The organism is Halalkalibacter sp. HAAS-P013 (assembly GCF_056619925.1).
The window spans coordinates 1-1,064 of record NZ_JBWQTU010000052.1; the positions used below are offsets into that span (position 1 = coordinate 1).

General features: G+C 45.6%; 1 rRNA gene. It reads left to right on the forward strand.

The window, feature by feature from the left end:
• Positions 1-534: 534 nt before the first annotated feature.
• Positions 535-1,064 (forward strand): 23S ribosomal RNA (locus AC1FXP_RS23450); the annotation flags it as partial.

Sequence of the window (1,064 nt, forward strand, 5' to 3'; positions counted from 1 at the left end):
GAGCAAGGCAGCACGTAGCAGTCACTGAGAAGTGTTACATGATGTAATTGAAGTCAGTAGCCTTGTTCAGTTTTGAGAGAACTTACTCTCAATTAATATAGAAGAAACTGATTTGATATAAAATAGATCAGTAGCTTTTGGTTCTTTGAAAACTAGATAATGCAATAGAAACAATAGTAAGTTCATCGGTATCTTATTTATAAGAGAAGTTGAACGAACGTCAAGAATTCACTGACATTTTCTTAAAAATGTCTTAAACGATTTTTCAAATAGATCGTTTTTGGCAAAGAGCTTCGAGCAGTTCGAGGAAGCGAGTGGTCGAAAGAATGGAGCGTAGTTTACTACGTGACATGACTGAGAACCACGAAGCTGACGAAGAAATGCGAAGAAGATCTGCAGCCAAAATGTAATTGCAAAGAGAACCGAGTAGTTCGAGGAAGCAAGTGGCCGAAAGAATGGAGCGTACACTCGTACGTGACATGACTGAGGATCACGAAGCTGACGAAGAAATACGAAGGTTATCTGTAGCAATTTGGTTAAGTTAGAAAGGGCGCACGGTGAATGCCTTGGCACTAGGAGCCTAAGAAGGACGCGACGAACGGCGAAACGCCTCGGGGAGCTGTAAGTGAGCTTTGATCCGAGGATATCCGAATGGGGGAACCCACCATCCGTAATGGGATGGTACCCGTATCTGAATACATAGGATACGAGGAGGCAGACCTGGGGAACTGAAACATCTAAGTACCCAGAGGAAGAGAAAGCAAATGCGATTTCCCAAGTAGCGGCGAGCGAAACGGAAACAGCCCAAACCAAGAGGCTTGCCTCTTGGGGTTGTAGGACACTCTATACGGAGTAAGAAAGAAATGGAGTAGGTGAAACGGTCTGGAAAGGCCTGTCGTAGAGGGTAACAACCCCGTAACCGAAACTTCGTTTCCTCCAGAGTGTATCCTGAGTACGGCGGGACACGTGAAACCCCGTCGGAATCCGGGAGGACCATCTCCCAAGGCTAAATACTCCCTAGTGACCGATAGTGAACCAGTACCGTGAGGGAAAGGTGAAAAGCA